Source organism: Gemmatimonadota bacterium (genome assembly GCA_026702745.1).
In the GTDB taxonomy this organism is placed as follows: domain Bacteria; phylum JAAXHH01; class JAAXHH01; order JAAXHH01; family JAAXHH01; genus JAAXHH01.
The window spans coordinates 1-16,325 of record JAPPBT010000038.1 but is presented as its reverse complement, the minus strand read 5'-3'; the positions used below and the strand labels follow the sequence as shown (position 1 = coordinate 16,325).

The 16,325-nt window shown below is 62.2% G+C and carries 17 protein-coding genes; 16 read left to right on the top strand and 1 reads right to left on the bottom strand.

Annotated elements, in window-relative coordinates:
• From OXH56_06500 to OXH56_06465, 8 genes are all read left to right on the top strand, one after another.
• Window positions 1-331: hypothetical protein (locus OXH56_06500; protein ID MCY3554958.1), on the top strand; the 331-nt coding region annotated here is incomplete at its 5' end.
• A gap of 20 nt (window positions 332-351) precedes the next feature.
• Window positions 352-1,308: a glycosyltransferase gene (locus OXH56_06495; protein MCY3554957.1), complete on the top strand. Its 957-nt coding sequence runs from the start codon at window positions 352-354 to the stop codon at window positions 1,306-1,308.
• Between the two features lie 7 nt (window positions 1,309-1,315).
• The gene (locus tag OXH56_06490; protein ID MCY3554956.1) at window positions 1,316-2,374 is read left to right on the top strand and encodes a glycosyltransferase family 9 protein; all 1,059 of its coding nucleotides are present in this window, start codon (window positions 1,316-1,318) and stop codon (window positions 2,372-2,374) included.
• A gap of 4 nt (window positions 2,375-2,378) precedes the next feature.
• Window positions 2,379-3,428, top strand: coding sequence for a lipopolysaccharide heptosyltransferase II (gene waaF, locus OXH56_06485; GenBank protein ID MCY3554955.1), 1,050 nt, complete (start codon window positions 2,379-2,381; stop codon window positions 3,426-3,428).
• A gap of 85 nt (window positions 3,429-3,513) precedes the next feature.
• Window positions 3,514-5,049: an Rne/Rng family ribonuclease gene (locus OXH56_06480; GenBank protein ID MCY3554954.1), complete on the top strand. Its 1,536-nt coding sequence runs from the start codon at window positions 3,514-3,516 to the stop codon at window positions 5,047-5,049.
• A gap of 54 nt (window positions 5,050-5,103) precedes the next feature.
• Window positions 5,104-5,430, top strand: a complete 327-nt coding sequence (gene rplU / locus OXH56_06475) for a 50S ribosomal protein L21 (GenBank protein MCY3554953.1) — start codon at window positions 5,104-5,106, stop codon at window positions 5,428-5,430.
• Window positions 5,431-5,448: 18 nt separating this feature from the next.
• The gene (gene rpmA / locus OXH56_06470) at window positions 5,449-5,703 is read left to right on the top strand and encodes a 50S ribosomal protein L27 (protein ID MCY3554952.1); all 255 of its coding nucleotides are present in this window, start codon (window positions 5,449-5,451) and stop codon (window positions 5,701-5,703) included.
• Between the two features lie 4 nt (window positions 5,704-5,707).
• Complete coding sequence (locus OXH56_06465; GenBank protein MCY3554951.1) at window positions 5,708-7,927, top strand: hypothetical protein; 2,220 nt, start codon at window positions 5,708-5,710, stop codon at window positions 7,925-7,927.
• Window positions 7,928-7,931: 4 nt separating this feature from the next.
• Here OXH56_06465 and OXH56_06460 read toward each other — a convergent pair whose 3' ends face one another.
• A complete protein-coding gene (locus tag OXH56_06460) occupies window positions 7,932-9,761 on the bottom strand; it encodes a peptidylprolyl isomerase (protein ID MCY3554950.1) in 1,830 nt (609 codons plus the stop codon).
• Window positions 9,762-10,009: 248 nt separating this feature from the next.
• Here OXH56_06460 and rpmE point away from each other — a divergent pair, with 248 nt between their 5' ends.
• The 8 genes from rpmE to OXH56_06420 all read left to right on the top strand — a co-directional run.
• Window positions 10,010-10,213 (top strand): 50S ribosomal protein L31, encoded by a 204-nt coding sequence (rpmE, locus tag OXH56_06455; GenBank protein ID MCY3554949.1) that lies wholly within the window; start codon window positions 10,010-10,012, stop codon window positions 10,211-10,213.
• A 95-nt stretch (window positions 10,214-10,308) separates the two neighbouring features.
• Entirely contained in the window at window positions 10,309-11,391 is a 1,083-nt protein-coding gene (prfA, locus tag OXH56_06450; protein MCY3554948.1) for a peptide chain release factor 1, read from the top strand.
• Window positions 11,392-11,476: 85 nt separating this feature from the next.
• Window positions 11,477-12,481, top strand: coding sequence for a peptide chain release factor N(5)-glutamine methyltransferase (gene prmC, locus OXH56_06445; protein MCY3554947.1), 1,005 nt, complete (start codon window positions 11,477-11,479; stop codon window positions 12,479-12,481).
• Between the two features lie 29 nt (window positions 12,482-12,510).
• Window positions 12,511-13,329 (top strand): pyrroline-5-carboxylate reductase, encoded by an 819-nt coding sequence (gene proC / locus OXH56_06440; GenBank protein MCY3554946.1) that lies wholly within the window; start codon window positions 12,511-12,513, stop codon window positions 13,327-13,329.
• 475 nt (window positions 13,330-13,804) lie between these two features.
• Window positions 13,805-14,245, top strand: coding sequence for a division/cell wall cluster transcriptional repressor MraZ (mraZ, locus tag OXH56_06435; GenBank protein ID MCY3554945.1), 441 nt, complete (start codon window positions 13,805-13,807; stop codon window positions 14,243-14,245).
• A 39-nt stretch (window positions 14,246-14,284) separates the two neighbouring features.
• Window positions 14,285-15,283 carry a 16S rRNA (cytosine(1402)-N(4))-methyltransferase RsmH gene (rsmH, locus tag OXH56_06430; protein ID MCY3554944.1) on the top strand — a complete coding sequence of 333 codons (999 nt, stop codon included), beginning with the start codon at window positions 14,285-14,287 and terminating at the stop codon, window positions 15,281-15,283.
• The gene (locus OXH56_06425) at window positions 15,280-15,702 is read left to right on the top strand and encodes a hypothetical protein (protein ID MCY3554943.1); all 423 of its coding nucleotides are present in this window, start codon (window positions 15,280-15,282) and stop codon (window positions 15,700-15,702) included. Before rsmH ends, OXH56_06425 begins: the two co-directional genes overlap by 4 nt.
• A gap of 30 nt (window positions 15,703-15,732) precedes the next feature.
• Window positions 15,733-16,325: hypothetical protein (locus OXH56_06420; protein MCY3554942.1), on the top strand; the 593-nt coding region annotated here is incomplete at its 3' end.

Genomic DNA, 16,325 nt, shown 5'->3' with positions numbered 1-16,325 from the left:
CGGTGAACTGGGCTTGATCCACGAAGACCTCTATCACGATTCCCACAACACGCTCTCCGATTTCATCACCCGGATCAACGGGTACACCACGGTGGACGCGGGGGAGCGGATCCAGGCAGGACAACGCGTGGGACGGCTGCGCCTGGTGTTTTCTCCCCTCGGCATGGCATGGAAGTGCTACATCGTCAAAAGGGGATACCGCGACGGTTTCCCTGGCCTTCTCTTCAGCCTGTGCATGGGGATCTATGCCTTCCTGAGACTGGTAAAGGTCTGGCACGGCGAGACCGGGACGGAGGAGCGCACGGAGAAACCGGCGAGGCCCACCGCGTGACGGCCGGTTCGGACGGAATCATGGCACAGCGCGATCGTTGCACTATCGTGATCCCGACATGGAACGCGGGTTTTCTGGTCGAGCGGTGCCTGCGTTCACTGAAAGACCACGGGGAAGCGGAACGGGCGGAGATCGTGGTGGTGGACGACGGAGGCACGGACGACACGGCCGAAAGGACGTGGGCAGCCTGTCCGGACGCGGTCCTGGTCCGGCACGACGGGAACCGGGGGTTCGCCGCGGCCTGCAACACGGGGGTGTCGCGGGCTTCGCGCGACGTCGTGGTCCTGCTCAACAACGATGTCGTCGTGACCGGCCCCTTCCTGGATCCCCTCCTTTCCCATTTCCGTGACGAGCGGGTGTTCGCCGTCAATCCCCGGGTCTACCAGGCCGGGGACGGGCGTCCTGGCGGCGGTCTCGTGCGGGGGGTCATGCACTGCGGACTGCTCAGATTGAGGTGGGCGGAACGGGAGTTCCTGCGAGAAGGCCGTGCACTCACCCTCTACGCCAACGGGGCCGCCATGGCGGTATCCCGGTCGAAGTACCTGGCCCTGGGTGGTTTTGACACGTTGTACGCCCCGTTCTATTCGGAAGACCTGGACCTGTCCTACCGCGCGTACCAGCGGGGATGGACCGTGCTCTACGAACCGGAGAGCCGGCTCACCCACGAACACGGCGCGACGATCGGCGCGCGGCACGACCGGGGCCTAGTCGAACGCGTGAGCACGAGAAACCGGATCCTCTTCGTGTGGCGCAACGTGCGGGACCGCAGGTACCTGGCGTCGCACGCATTCTGGATGATGGCCCGCTCCCTGGGCGCGGTACTGAAAGGCGACCTGAACTTTCCGCGTGCGCTGTTGGACGCGGCGCGCCACTCGGATGCGGTGAGGACGCGGCGTCGGTCCGATCCCGAACCCGTCGTATCCGACCGCGAGATCCTGGGATCGACGTCCGGGTGGGCGGATCGCGAAAAACCCTAGAGGTCTTATGGACGCTCCGGAAGTAAGCCGTATCCTCGTTACCCGTTTGCGCTTCATCGGCGACGTGGTGCTTACCACGCCGGTGATCCGGGCGTTGAAGCGGCACTACGGGGAAGCGGAACTCTACTATCTCGCGGAGGCGGGACCCGCGGCGGTCCTCGCCCGAAACCCTTACCTGGAAGAGGTGATCGCCCTGCCGGACGAACTCCTGCCGGGCCGTTCCGCGCTCACCCGCTGCGGGAAACAGCTGCGCTTCCTCCGTGCCCTGCGAAAGCGTCGTTTCGACCTGGTGATCGATCTCTTCGGCAATCCGCGCAGCGCGCTGCTGACCCTGGCCACGGGCGCCCGGTACCGGGTCGGTTATGACGTGCGGGGAAGGGGCGCGGTGTACAACGTCAAGATCAGGCGGTCGGATTCGCTCCGGGTGGTGGATGCCTACCTGGACGCCGTCCGGACGATCGGTGTTCCCGTGGAGGACGACCGCACGGAGGTCCACTTCTCCGCCGAAGACGCGGCGTGGGCCGATTCCTGGCTCGCGGAGCGGGGCGTGGACGGCGACCGCCGGATCGTCGCGCTGAACCCCGGCGCGAGCTGGCCGGCCAAGACGTGGAGCGCGGGCCGATTCACCGAGCTGGCCCGCCGGATGATCGAAGCGCTGGACCTCCGGGTAGTGCTGGTCGCGGGTCCGGGGCAGCGGGAGGCCATGGTGGGGTTGGCCGACCTGGCGGGCCACGACTGTCCCGTCGTGGAAACCGCTTCGCTGACCCGGTTGGCCGCGTTGATCCGGCGGTGCGATCTCTTCGTGTCAAACGACTGCGGGCCCATGCATATCGCCGCGGCCGTGGGCACGCCTACGATCGGCCTTTTCGGTCCGAGCAACCCGCGGATCTGGTTTCCCTATTCGAAGGCCGATGGGCACATCGCCCTGGAAGCCGGTACGGACGACTGCTGCGGCCGTGATTTCTGCGTCCGGTCGGTCCCCTGCATCGAATCGATATCCGCAAACCGTGTACTGGAGGCCGCGGAATCCGTTCTGAGCGAGACCTCCAGCCGTCCGGCGGAGTAGGCCTATGACCGAAGATCCCCGGCGCATACTGGTCATCAAACTGCGGGCCACCGGAGACGTGGTCCTGGCGACACCCGTCATAGAGAACCTGAAGCGGCGTTTCCCGCGGGCCCGCCTCTCCTTCCTGACGGAGGAGGCGTCCGCGGACGTCCTGCGGTGGAATCCCCAGCTGGACGAACTCATCGTGCTGCCCCTGCGCCGGTGGGGAAGCCTGGGTATACGCGGTTCCTGGCGCGAACAGGTACGATTCTACCGCAACCTGCGCCACAAACGCTTCGATCTCGCGATCGACCTCTTCGGCAATCCCCGCAGCGCCCTGCTGACCCTGCTGACCGGGGCGCCGGAACGGGTCGGTTACGCCTTCCGGGTGCGCCGCCGTGCCTACACCACCGTGGTCATGCCCCCAGACCGGCCACAGCACGAGGTCCTGTTCCACATGCAAGCCCTGGAAGCGCTGCACATCCCGGTGACCACCGACCGGCCGAGCGTCGCCATACCCGGGACGGCCGAAGTAAAGGCGGAACGGTGGCTGCGCGAACATACCCCGGACGCCCGTGCGTTGATCGGATTGAACCCGGGCGGAGGATGGGCCATCAAGCGCTGGCCGCCTGAATCATTCGGCCGCCTGGCAGACGCCCTGATCGATGAATACGGCGTGGACGTCCTGATCCTGCGGGGTCCGGGGGAGGAAGAACTCGTCGCGCGGATGACCGGCGCCATGGGCAACCGCCCCCTGGTGCTCCCGGAGACGACGCTGGCCGAACTCGGCGCATTCCTTAAACGCTGCGGCCTGCTGGTCAGCAACGACAGCGCGCCGATGCACATGGCCGCGGCGCTGAACGTTCCTACCGTCGGCATCTTCGGTCCCACCGACCCCCGTGCCCAGGGGCCCTGGGGCGATGGGCACGGCGTAGTGCGGAAGGAAAGCGTCGACTGTCTCGGCTGCAACCGGACCAGGTGTCCGATCGGCAACATCTGCATGACGACGCTGGAACCCGGGGAGCTGCTGGAGAAGATACGCGCGTATATTCCGGTCGGCATAGTCGGAACTTGACACCACACCATCCGAATGTTATATTTAACTACTTTGGAACATTTACGTTAATCGCCGCTTGAGGGACCAGACAGAAGGTTGTTATTTGCGGAAAGACATCATAGTTGAGACGGCCACGCACGAAACGCGCATCGCGATGCTCGAGGACAACCATCTCGTCGAGCTGCTGGTCGAACGCCCGGAACACGAGCGCGTGGTCGGGAACATCTGCAAGGGCGTAGTGACGGCGGTCATACCGAGCATTCAGGCGGCCTTTGTGGATATCGGCATGGACAAGGCGGCCTTCCTGCAGGCATCGGATGTGACCGGTGGGGCCGACTGGATCGATTTCGACGACGACGACGACAAGCAGGATTCCGGATCCGGACGGAGCAGGGACCGGGATTACCAGATCCAGGAGATGGTCAAGGAAGGCCAGGAGATCGTCGTCCAGATCACGAAGGAGTCCATCGGCACCAAGGGACCGCGGGTCACCTCCCAGATTTCCCTGCCGGGCCGGTTTCTCGTGCTGGTGCCCCATGCCAACTACGTCGGCGTTTCCCGACGTATCGACGACTGGAGTGAGAAGCGCAGGCTGAGGGACCTGGCCAGGAAACTCAAGGACGACGACTTCGGGGTCATCGTGCGGACCGCCGCCCTGGGCAAGTCGGACTCCGAGCTGAAGAACGACCTGAAGGCGCTGACCCGGATTTGGCGGACTATAGAAAAGCAGGTCGGAAAGACGCCGGCGCCCGCCATGATCCACAAGGACGTCGAAATGACGTCCGGGATGATACGCGATCTGTTCACGCCCGACATCGACAGCGTGATCATCGACTCGAAGACGGTATACAAGGAGATCCTGGCCTATCTCAAGGGTGTGGCCCCCCAGCTTCGCGAGCGCGTCCACATGTACGACGGTACGGCGCCGGTGTTCGACGCCTACGGGATCGAGAACGAGATCGGTAAGGCGCTGCACCGTAAAGTATGGCTGAAGAATGGCGGCTACATCCTCATCGAACCGACCGAAGCGCTGGTGACGATCGACGTGAATTCGGGACGGTACGCGGGGTCCAGGGGACACGAGGAAACCGTGTTCCAGACCAACCTGGAAGCGTGCGCAGAGGTGGCGCGGCAGCTTCGGCTCAGGGATATCGGGGGCATCATCGTCATTGATTTTATTGACATGGAAGACCGCGGGAACCGGCGGCAGGTGCACCAGGAAATGGAGAAGGCCATGTCCCACGACCGCGCGCGGACTCGCATGTCCAAGGAGATCAGCGAATTCGGGCTCATCGAGATGACCCGCCAGCGGATCCGCCCCAGCCTGCTGTTCACCTTCAGCGAGGCGTGCCCGGTGTGCGACGGGACTGGCCGCATCATGTCGCGCATTACCATGGTCACCCAGATCGGCCGGTGGCTGAAGCGGGCCAAGCCCGGCCTGAGAGAACGGAAGCTCAAGCTCAAGGTACATCCCACCGTTGCGTTGAGTCTGCATGAAAACGGCCGGGAGAAACTGGTGAATCTGCAGGACGAGTACAAGATGCAACTACAGGTCGAGGAAGACCCGTTCCTGCACGTGGAAGAGTTCCGCGTGTTCTCGGGCAAACGGGACCTGGACGTGACCGACGAGTTCAAGTAAGCGGACCACCGGACCAGACGGACCACCGGACCAAACGGACAAGGAGCGAAATAGATGTACGCTGTTATCAGATCCGGCGATCAGCAGTTCAGTGTCAATGAGGGAGATACGATCCAGGTCGAGAAGATCGCCGCCGAAGTGGGCGACGAGATCACCATCGACCAGGTGCTCCTCCTGGGCGGCGGAGAGACACTGGTCGGCACGCCGACGGTGGCCGGGGCCACCGTGACGGCCAAGGTTACCGAACAAGGCCGCCACCCCAAGATCGTAGTCTTCAAGATGAAACGCCGGAAGAACTACCGCCGGAAGAGAGGGCACAGGCAGCCGTATACCGCGCTCGAAATCACCGGAATCAACTACGACCCAAGCGCATCCAACTGATCGAAAGGATTTACGCAGATGGCCCACAAGAAAGGTGTAGGAAGTTCTCGCAACGGGAGAGACAGCAACCCCAAGTTTCTCGGCGTCAAGACCGGCGACGGCATGCGCGTCCGGGCCGGCAATATCATCGTCCGGCAGCGGGGAACGCGGATTCTGCCCGGTAACAACGTAGGGCGCGGCAACGACGACACCCTCTTCGCATTGACGGACGGCATCGTCCAGTTCCGCCGGTTTGGGAAGAAGCGCACGCAGGTCCATATCGCCGACGGGTGACCCCATGGCGATCGACGACGACGCCGTCGTTCGGAAGGCGAAAACCGGGATCTCCGGTTTCCTCGAGGAGCAGTACCGCCGCGGGCTGATCGACGAAGGGCTCTACGAACAGGCCCGTCTGAACGTGCTTCCGAATCTTCGCCGCTGGTTGACCGACCCCCACATCAACCGGTTGTCCCCCCGCCTCGGCGACGGGCTGAGAAGCGCCGTCGAAGCGGCCAGGTGGGACGAACTGGTCGAAGCCTTCGTGGACGAGATCAAGTTCGGCACGGCGGGTATACGCGGCAGAGCCGCCATGTCGGACGAAGAACTGCTGATCCTCGCCCGGGACGGCATGGACGCCCCCATCCTCAAGGGGCCGAATACCCTCAATAACATCGTTCTCCTGCTGAAGTCCGCGGGCGTCGCGAAGTACGCGACCGCCCATGGACTCCGGTCCATCGTCATCGGCTATGACAGCCGGGTGGCGGGCCAGGATTTCGCCCGGCTGGTATCCGGGGTGTTCCTCGCGGAGGGGCTGAAAGTCTACCTCTTCGACGAAGCCTGTCCGTACCCGGAAATGACCTTCGCCATACCTACGCTGGGTGCCGATATGGGCATCCTGATCTCGGCGAGCCATAACGACCGTAGATACAACGGCTACAAGCTCTCCGCCGGGACGGGATCGCAGTTTTCTCCCCGGGAACGATCGGTCATCTACAACGACTACATCCGGAAAACGACCCCGGCCCAGGTCGCGCTCCTGGGCTTCGATGACGCCGGGGTCGATCCGGGGCACCCCGAAGACCCTCGTCGTGACGGAAACAGGCTCGTGTTCCTGGGCGGCGCCGCGCCCCTGGCCGGATTCGACTATCTAGGCCGTCCCCTCATAGATATCCACGGGATGTACCAGGACCAGATCCGGGGATTCATTTCCGATGTCGCGATGATGAAGTCGTGGGCGCCCTCCATTGGAATCGGGTACTGCGCGTTTCACGGGGCCGGACGAAAGGCCGTGCCCCGGCTGCTGAGTGATTTCGGTTTCACCCGGGTGGACACGGTAACCCGCCACCGGTTGAACGAGCTCAACGGGCTCTTCCCCGCCTTTCAGGACCATCCCGAACAACAACCGGACCCGGGTGATCCCACGGCGTCCGATATCGCCGTCGACGCCTTCGTCGAACAGTACGGCGCGGATGCCATGGAAGCGCTCGAACTGATGATCGGGACCGACCCGGACGCCGACCGGGCGGGGCTCGTGGTCAAGGTCCCCCGGGCCTGCCGGAAATACCACGACAACCGGTCCCATGTGCTGCTGTCGGCCGACGACGCATGGTCTCTGCTGCTCTGGTACCGCCTGTCGCAGGGTGCCGGGAGTACGAAGGCATTTCACCCGCGGCCGGAGGAGTCGTTCATCGTGCTTTCCCACATCACGACTGACGCACTGGTACGGCTCGCACGGAAACACGGCGTCGGCGTCGTAAAGACCTGGGTCGGGTTCGGCCTGATCGCCAACGCGGTGGAACGGGTGTGGTCGGGCGACAACCTATCGGATCCCCGGTTCAAAGATATCGTCTATCAGACCGTGGATATGGAGGGCATGCCCCGACGCTGCAACGTGGGCTGCCTGGAGCAGAGCAACGGGTTCAGTATCCTGGGAGGACCGCCCGCCACGGCCGCGGCCATGGGAAGCAACGGCCACGTGCGTGACAAGGACGGTGTCTTCGCCGCGATCCTGCTCGCCGAAGTGGCGGCCTATGCCGCATCCCTTGGGACGACGGTATACGAACTGATCGACGAACAGATTTACCTGGATCCCGATATCGGGTATTTCGCTACCGACGTCGTTCCGGTCCCGCGTTGGGGAGAATTCAAGGGATTGGAAGGGCTGACGCGGAAGATCGGCATCCTGAGACGATGCGCGGAGCTGGGACAACGCGTGCGGGACGGCGAGTCCCTTTCGCTGGACGGTCTCCCGGTGCGGTCATCGGAGACCTTCGTGGCGGGCAAGTACGCGGATGCGCACCAGTGGCCGGACTTTCCAGACGAGGGCATTCGGTTTTATTTCGACGAGGAAAGACTCAACTACCTGACCGTACGGCCGTCGGGTACGTCGCAGTGCCTCAGGTTTCACATCCAGTTGAATGCGGAGAATCTGTCGCGAAGCGGGCTGGCGCGACAGAAATACGAGACCAGGATGCGTGCACGGAAGATCATCCACGCGATGCGCGACCTGATCTTGTAGCGTGCTATATGGCGAAGAAATCCCGCAGGTTGTTCTCGATTTCCGCGTCTTCGCGCAGACGGGTAAGCCACTCCTGGTACAGTTGATTCTGCTTCTGGATCAGCAACTGCCGTTTCAGGGTTTCCTTCACCATCTCGTAGGTCGTTTCATCGACCGGATCCCTGGACTCCAGCTGGATGAGGTAATAGCCCCGTTCCCCTTCGACCACTTCGCTGAGTTCGCCAGTCTCCGACAGCTGGAAAGCTCCCTTGATGAAATTCAGATCCTGCCCGATGCGAGGGATGAATGCCTGTTGCCGGGTGATGGGATCCGTGGTGGCGACCCGGTCCGCCATTTCGCCGCTTAACGCGTCCAGGTTGCCGCCGGCGAGGCTAGATCGGACCTCTTCGCCGCGGAGCCTGGCCTGTTCCATTTTACGGTTCCGTACGAGTATCGACCGGATGCGCAGTTCCACCTCCTCCAGGGGCAGTACGCCCGCCGGCTTTTCACCGGCGTTTTCAAGGACATAGAAACCGCTGGTGCTCTCCAGTACCTCTCCGATATCACCGGGTTCGGATGCGAAGGCGAAAGACGACGCGCCGACCAGGTACCCGATGCCGGGGATGAACCCGTCGGGGCGGTCGGCGAAAAACCCGGTGGATTCGACCTGGAGAGAATCCGGCATCGAGCCGGCAGAGCGGACTGCATCCTCCAGGCCGCTTTCGACGGCACGGGCCTGCAGCTGTCTCGCCTGGTCGTTCAGCGCGCCCAGGGTCTGCTGTCCAGTCATGGTCCTCAGAAGTATATGGCGCGCACGGACCTGTTCCTCGCCGTCCCTGACTGCGGACTCTTCCACCTTGATGATGTGCCAGCCGTACTCCGTCTTCACGGGTTTCGAAATGGAGCCGGGCGGCGTTTCAAAGGCGGCTGCTTCGAATTCCGGGACCATGTCGTTTCGGCCGAAGAAACCCAGGTTTCCTCCCTCGGAGGCGTTGGATGTGTCTTCGGAGAAGTCCCTGGCAAGGTTTTCGAAATCGGCGCCGTTGACAAGCTGGTCGTAGAGCTCGTCGATCTGTCGCTCGACACGCAGGGAATCGGCCACACTCGGCTGCTTCGGAATCATGACGTAGGAAAGTGAAACCCGGTCGACCTCCAGGAACGCTTCGGGATGCTCCGAATAGTACGCGGCGACATCTTCATCGCTGATCGATTCCGGTTCCACGTCCTGGTCTTCCGGATCGAACAGGAGGTACTTCGCCGTAAGCCGCTCGTTCTGATTCACGAAGGCCTGCCGGACTTCCAGGTCCGTAACGCGGGCGCCCGATACCACGCGGTTGACGAGTTTTTGCCGGGGCAGCAGCATGCGGTACTGGTCTTCGAGAAACGTCCAGCCTTCGACCGCAGGATCGTTCAGCGCCTGGAGGTACTTGGTCTGGTCGAATTCGCCGTCCGTCTGAAACATTTCCTGCTGCCGGATGTATTCCGGCGGATTCGTGCGGATCGCCTCCAGGATTTCGGCGTCGGTTACGCTGATGCCCTGCTGACCGATGCTCTGTTCGAGCAACGTGAGGTTGACCCGACGGTCCCATACTTCGTTGATGATTTCGCGGCGCCGGAATTCGTCCACGCTGCCGCCCTGCTGCTGGCGGTCGATTTCCTGCTGGCGTTCCACTTCAAATCGCATTTCCTCGTAGGATACCGATTCGCCGTTGATCGAACCCACGGCATTCTGCCCGCCCGGTCCCCTGCCGGTCATGTCGGCGCCCCATTCCAGGCCGATCAGTCCCACGAAGGCTATGACCAGGATGATCATGACGACGTGGGTCCGTTCTCTCAATAGTTTCATCAAGGCCATCTTGCCAGTGCTCCTTACGGACTTGCGGCGTTCGAACCGGCCGCCTGATTCCGGACAATGCTGAAAAGACACGTAAATATAAAGGACCGGTCATTCGTCGGCAACTCATTTGTCCTGAGGCGGGCCGGCGGGGGGGCAAAAGATGCTTGACAGTCCTTGCCGCTTCGCCTATTATTGCCTGCGCACTTCGACCGACAAGCGGACCGGCCGTGCTGTTTTCATAGCGATGACCTCAAGGAGTAAGCCTGATGAAGAGCGGTATTCACCCGGAATACAAAGAAATCACGGTATCCTGCGCCTGTGGCAATACATTCCAGACACGCTCGACGATCGCAACGATCCACGTGGAGATCTGTTCGGCGTGCCATCCCTTCTATACCGGGAAGCAGAAGATGGTCGACAGTGCGGGCCGCGTGGAACGCTTCAACAGGAAGTACGGAATAAACGAGTAATCCTCAGGCCGACGTCGCCCGATCCTTCCGGGCCCGATGGCCAGGCTTGCCGCGACCTTCGGTTGCGCCGCTCCCCTTTCCTATTCCATGCCTCCATGTTACTCCATCAACTCGAAAACATCGTCAGGCGCTTCGAGTCCCTCGACCGTCAACTGGCGGACCCTTCCGTAACCACCAATCCGCAGAAAATGCGCGAAATCGGGCGGGCGTACCGGGAACTGACCCCGGTCGTCGACCGGTACCGCGTGTACCGGAAAGTCCTGGATGACCTCGAGTCGGCCCGGTCGGTGCTGCAGGAGTCCGCGGCTGATCCGGACATGGCCGAACTCGCCCGGGACGAGGTGGAAAGCCTCGACAGGGAACGGACGGCCATGGAGGAGGAGCTCACGCGGATGATCGTACCCAGGGATCCCGAAGACGAGCGCAATATCATTTGCGAGATCCGCGCGGGTACGGGAGGCGACGAGGCGGCGATCTTCGCCGGAGAGTTGTTCCGCATGTACAGCCGGTACGCGGACAGCCGCGGATGGAAGACGGAGACCCTGAATTCCAACGGGGCGGAAAGGGGCGGCGTCAAGGAGGTCTTCTTCCAGATCGAGGGCAAGGGGGTCTACGGCAGACTGAAAAACGAAAGCGGCGTCCATCGCGTGCAACGGGTCCCCGTAACGGAAACACAGGGGCGGGTACACACCTCCGCTGCCTCGGTGGTCATTCTTCCCGAAGCGGAGGAAGTCGAAGTGGAAATCGACGAGAAGAAAGACCTGGTCTTCGACGTGTTCCGTTCCTCCGGCCCGGGCGGCCAGAGCGTGAATACGACCGATTCGGCGGTGCGCATTACCCATGTGCCGACCGGCCTGGTCGTCTCGTGCCAGGACGAGAAGTCGCAGCACAAGAACAAGGCCAAGGCCATGAAGGTGTTGCGCGCCCGACTGCTGGATATGGCCCGACAGGAGCAGGAAGCGGAGATGGCGAGCAGCCGCAGGTCCCAGGTGAGGTCGGGAGACCGAAGCGAGAAGATCCGGACCTACAACTTCCCGCAGGGAAGAGTCACGGACCATCGCATCGGTCTGACGCTGTACAAGATCGACCAGGTCCTCGAAGGGGACATCGACGAGATCGTGGAGTCCCTGGCGGAGGCGGACCGGGCGGAGAAAATGGCCCAGTTGACGTCTGAATGACGCAGGCTACCCAGGGCACCCAGGGCACCCAGGGCACCCAGGGCACCCAGGCCACCCAGGGCACCCAGGCCACCGGATGCGATCCATGAACGAATTCGACTGTCCCACCGCAACGACCGTGCTCCAGGCGGTTGACTGGGCGGCCCGGAAACTGGACGGCCGGCCGGATCACAACGGCCCGGCTGTTCAGGTCAACCCGGCTGATCACGACGGCCAGGTGGATCACGGCTTCCCGGTGGAGCACCGTGGCCCGGTGAAGCACAGCGGCCGTGTCGAATCGGAACTGCTGCTCGGCGAAGTATGCGCAACGAGCCGCCTCGATCTGTACCTGGATCACGACCGACGGCTCGATCCGCTGGAATCTTCGCGGTTTTCGGCGCTGGTCGGCCGGAGAATGCGCGGGGAACCGGTCCAGTATATCACGGGCCGTACGGAATTCTACGGTCGCGGGTTCGAGGTTTCGCCCGCCGTGCTGATACCCCGGCCCGAGACCGAAGGACTCGTCGACCACGTGCGCCCCTACCTGGATGGGTTGCACCGTGAGCGGACCGGGAGTCCGGCCGTGCGCTTTGCGGACATCGGCACGGGCTCGGGGGTACTGGCGGTCACGCTCGCCCTGGAGTGCCCGTTCGCGCAGGGGGACGCTACAGATGTTTCCCCGAGGGCCCTGGAGGTCGCCCGCAGGAATGCCGAAAACCTGCTGGAGGACCGTCACAGCCGGATCACCTTTATGCAGGGATCGCTGCTGGCGCCTCTCGATACGCTTGCGCCGCACGCCCTGGACCTGATCGTGGCCAACCCGCCCTACGTCACTTCCCGGGAAATGGACGGCCTGCCGGAGGAGGTGCGAGGGTACGAACCCCGGTTGGCGCTCCACGGCGGAGAAGACGGGCTGGAATGTCATCGCGCGCTTATCGATCAGGCCCCGAAGTACCTGAATGAAGGCGGGATGCTCGCCCTGGAGATCGGCGCGGGGCAGTCCGCCGCGGTGACTCGCTTGGTGACGGATCGCCGCGCCTATGGAAACGTGGAGATCGTGAAGGACTACAACGGCCTGGACCGCATCGTGTCCGCCATTTACGTCGGATAAGCCCGGCATCACCGACCGGAAGGTGCAAAATGCTCAATAACCACCGCATCATGATACTCGGAACAGGAAACATGGGATCCTGCCTGCTCGGCGGCATACGCAGAGCGAATCTCGTTCCCCCGGACCAGATCGTGATTACCGGTCTGCGGTCCGACCATCTGAAGGAACTGGCGGATCAGTGGGAAGTACGGTGGACCACCGACAACCGGGAAGCGATCAGTGAAGCGGATATCGTCATGATTTGTCTCAAGCCCCAGGCCATCGAGCGCGTGGTGGACCAGGTGCGGGACCTGCTGCGTCCCGACCAACTGCTGATCACGATCGCGGCGGGGGTGACGACTTCCGGGATCACCGATATGATTCGCACCGAGAATCCCGTCGTGCGCGTGATGCCGAACATCGCCTCGCTGGTGGACGAAGGGGCCGCCGCCATTTCACCGGGCAGGTACGCCGGCGAAGAACACAAGCAGATGGCCGCCCGGATCTTCCAGGCCGTGGGGCGGGTCGTGTTCGTGAACGAACATCTTCTGGACGCCGTAACCGGGCTCAGCGGCAGCGGCCCCGCCTACATATATATGGTCATCGAAGCGCTGTCCGACGGCGGCGTTAAAATGGGCCTGCCCAGGGACGTCGCCCTGGACCTCGCGGCCCAGACCGTACTCGGCGCCGCGCGGCTGATTCAGGAGACCGGCAAGCATCCCGCGGTATTGCGCGACCAGGTCCTGACGCCGGGCGGCACGACCATCGCGGCGGTCCACGACCTGGAGATCCGCGGCTTGCGCAGCATGCTGATCAGCGCGGTCGAAACCGCCACCCAGCGATCGAGGGAACTCAGGGACGGCAAGTAGACCCGCCCCGGGTTTACAGACAACGCAGGCCGGATGCCGCCGGCCTGTCTGCCGCACGACGCACCGATTCGGTAAGACCCACCGGTTTTTTCAAAATTTTTATCATACAGGATTGCCTAACCCGCGCAGCGGCCGGAAGAAACCGCGCCGCGACGGTCTTTCCGCGTTTAAGACGCCATATAGTGTCATTTCGCAGCCATTTCGTGGTATATGGTGTCAACGTATGATGTGTATCAACATCTATATAGTCTTTTGGACACTTGGAGTTACGGAGTTTTCCTTATCCATAGGTAAAGAAAACCGATGTAAGTCCAATTTTTATTTTGACAATATGGGGGGCACAATGTAGTATAGTGGGAAGAAGTGGGACAAAGTGGGTCACCGAACATCCTAACTGCCAAACACTTGTATAGTATTCTTAAATGATCACCTCACGTTAGGGTGTTTACTCCTTAGTATTACAAGGAGATGACGGATGGTCAACTTCCTGGGATCATACACGCACACCGTGGATCACAAAGGACGGGTGAATGTTCCTGTGAAGTTCCGCAAGCACATCCGGACCGACGAGGACGACACGCTGATCATCACGCGGGGACTCGACGGATGCCTTTTCGTATATCCGATCGACGAGTGGGAACAGATCGACACCCGATTGCGCGAACTGCCCATCACGAAGCAGAACACGCGGGTTTTTATCAGGATGCTCTCGTCGGAGGCCGTGGCGGTATCCATGGACAAGCAGGGGCGCATCGCGCTTCCCCGGCAACTGATCGAACGTGCCGACATCGAGTCCGAGGTGCTGATCGTCGGTACGCTCGACCACTTTGAAATCTGGAGTCCGAAGGAATACAAGAAGGTGATGGACGAATCGGGACACACCTACGAAGAGATCGCGGAATCCCTGTTCGTCTGATCGTTCCCGCCCAAGGGCAAATGCAGCAGCGGAATCAACATGGGTCTGGCAGATTCGTATAACCATGTTCCCGTTCTTGCCGGGGAAATATCCGATATGATCGTCTGGGACAAATCGGGCACATACGTGGACGGAACCATCGGAGGAGGCGGCCACGCGCGCGCAATCATGGACAAGCTGGATACAACCGGCCGGCTGATCGGGCTGGACAGGGACCTTGAAGCAGTCCGCGTGTCCAGGGCCAGGCTTGCGGGCGCGACCCCTCGCGTGGATATCATGCATCGTGACTTTACGGAACTGGCGTCCGTGCTGGAAGCGGAACGCATCCCCCGGGTGGACGGGCTATTGCTGGACCTTGGCGTGTCATCGTACCAGATCGATACGCCTGGCCGCGGTTTCTCCTTCCAGTCCGAAGGCCCGCTCGATATGCGCATGGACCGGGGCGGGGCGCTGACGGCAGCCGATATCGTTAACCGGGGTTCCCGGGACGAAATCGAACGGATCATCGGGGAGTACGGCGAGGAACGGCAGGCCCGCAGCGTCGCGAACGCGATTGTCAGAAGCCGCGCGAAGTCACCGCTGACCTCCACCACCGAGCTGGCCGAAACCATCAGGTCGGCGGTACGACGCAGATGGGCGATCAAGTCCTGTGCCCGGGTGTTCCAGGCACTGCGGATCGCCGTGAACCAGGAGCTGGACAGATTGAGAACGGCGTTGGATAACCTGCTGCCGCTGTTGAGCGGCCGGGGTCGTTTCGGCGTCATATCCTATCATTCGTTAGAGGACCGCATGGTCAAGCGGACGTTCGAAACCTGGGCTTCGGATTGCATCTGCCCACCGGGACTGCCGCAATGCGTGTGCGAGCACGAGCGCGTCGCCGTGCTGCACACCAGGCGAGCCGTCGTGGCTTCACGGGAAGAGGTCACGGCCAACCCACGGGCCCGAAGCGCCAGGTTTCGTATGATCGAACGCTTGCCCGACGATCAAGGCGCACGCAGAAATCTGCACCACCTATTCCGACCGGAGAGGCCGACATGAAATCCGCTTTCAGATTCCGCAGCGACCATCCGTACATGGGACAGTTGTTCAGCTGGATCGGTATGATCGCGCTCGTCACGTCGCTGAGCATGTTTTACATCTGGCACCAGGATAAAACCAGGACGCTGAAGCGGGAGATCCTGCAACTGGAACACCAGAAGGAGGCGCTGGAAAAGAAAAGCGCCTACCTGCACGTGCGGATCGTTCGGCTGGCGGAACAGCTCCGGAACGAAACCGCGGCCATGCATCGTTACGAACTGGAACACGCGGCGGTCGGACAGGTTGTGGTCATGGACGCGGTTGACACGGCCGTGGCATTGGCCGGCACCGAGCCCGACGTGAGGGCGATCGCGGGAGAACCGGCGGATGACGCATTGATCCTCGCCTCGTTCCGAACGGCTCGAGTGGATTCCCGATGAGGAATAACCCATATGGTCGCGAAATCCTGTATGCGCAGACTGACCTTCCTCTTCGCGATCGGTATGTTGCTGTGTGCAGGACTCGGATTCCGAATCGCGCTGATACAGATTCGCGACGGCGAGACCTACAGGCAGCGAGCCCGTGACCAGCAGCACCGGGTCGTCACCATCGATCCCCGGCGGGGCCGTATCTTCGATCGAAACGGAAACTCGCTGGCCCTGAGCGTCGAGTTCGACTCCTTCGGCATCCAGGATCTGGACGGGGAACGGTTCAGTGCCGCCGACGTCGGCAACCTGGCCGTACAACTCTCCCAGATCACCGGCGAAGATCCCCGCCATATCGTGGACCGGATTACCGGATCCTCCGACTTCCGGTACCTGGTACGGTGGGTGAATCCGGAGACCAGCGAACGGATAAGGGGGCTGTCCACCTACCCCCTTTTCGAACCCTATATCCGCACGGAAAAGGAAGCCAGGCGGGTCTATCCCTACCGGACCGCCGCCGGCCAGGTCCTGGGATTCAGCGTCGATGGCGCCGGGCAGGCCGGATTCGAAATGGAACATAACCGGCTGTTGTCCGGTATAGAAGGATACAGCGTAGTCCAGATCGATGCCCAGCGGCG